Source organism: Tepidimonas sp. (assembly GCF_046292505.1).
GTDB lineage: Bacteria > Pseudomonadota > Gammaproteobacteria > Burkholderiales > Burkholderiaceae_C > Tepidimonas.
Genome location: NZ_JBKBQX010000195.1, coordinates 1 through 671, shown reverse-complemented (window position 1 = coordinate 671; position 671 = coordinate 1). Strand labels below are relative to the sequence as shown.

General features: G+C 60.8%; 2 protein-coding genes and 2 tRNA genes. 3 read left to right on the top strand and 1 reads right to left on the bottom strand.

What is annotated here, in order from left to right; genetic code table 11:
• The first annotated feature begins 10 nt into the window (after positions 1-10).
• The 3 genes from ACK4TH_RS12710 to ACK4TH_RS12700 all read left to right on the top strand — a co-directional run bounded on the left by ACK4TH_RS12710 (position 11) and on the right by ACK4TH_RS12700 (position 405).
• A complete protein-coding gene (locus ACK4TH_RS12710; protein WP_409626969.1) occupies positions 11-157 on the top strand; it encodes a diguanylate cyclase domain-containing protein in 147 nt (48 codons plus the stop codon).
• Positions 158-193: 36 nt separating this feature from the next.
• Positions 194-269: transfer RNA gene (locus ACK4TH_RS12705), tRNA-Gly, on the top strand.
• 62 nt (positions 270-331) lie between these two features.
• Positions 332-405: transfer RNA gene (locus tag ACK4TH_RS12700), tRNA-Cys, on the top strand.
• Positions 406-407: 2 nt separating this feature from the next.
• Here the strand turns inward: ACK4TH_RS12700 and ACK4TH_RS12695 are convergent.
• A partial coding sequence (locus tag ACK4TH_RS12695; RefSeq protein WP_409626967.1) for a M20/M25/M40 family metallo-hydrolase occupies positions 408-671 on the bottom strand: 264 nt, incomplete at its 5' end.

The following is a 671-nucleotide window of genomic DNA, read 5'->3' as shown; positions in this document are numbered from 1 at the left end:
CAGCGACGAAGTGCTCAGCACCTTGACGGTTTCCCTCGGTGTGGCCTGCCGGCTGCCGGGAGAAAGCGGTGAGGCACTGATTGCCCGCGCCGATGCCGCGCTGTATCGATCCAAGCAGAACGGCCGCAACCAAGTCAGTATCGCAACGGAAAGTTGACACGGCGATAACTGTTGGTAGAATGCGCCGCTCGTTGCGGGAGTAGCTCAGTTGGTAGAGCGCAACCTTGCCAAGGTTGAGGTCGCGAGTTCGAGACTCGTCTCCCGCTCCAGGTTCCGGGGAAAGCTCAGGCTTTCCCCTTTTCGATTCAAGCCGTAGTATGCTCGGCCCCATGGCGCGGTAGCAAAGCGGTTATGCACCGGATTGCAAATCCGAGTAGGTCGGTTCGACTCCGGCCCGCGCCTCCAGATCACCCCCCCTTTGCCAGTGCCACCTCGACCAGGCGCACCCAGTAGCGGATACCCGTGGCAATGATGTCGTCATTGAAATCGTAATGCGGGCTGTGCAGCATACAGCCGCCTTCGCCAGGGCCGTTGCCCAGCCAGACATAGCAGCCCGGCACGACGCGTGAAAGATAGGCAAAATCCTCCGCGCCCATGCTCGGTTTCATATGCGTCAGCACCTGTTCCCCGCCGACTACCTGGCGCGCCACTTCACGACAAACAGCGGTTGG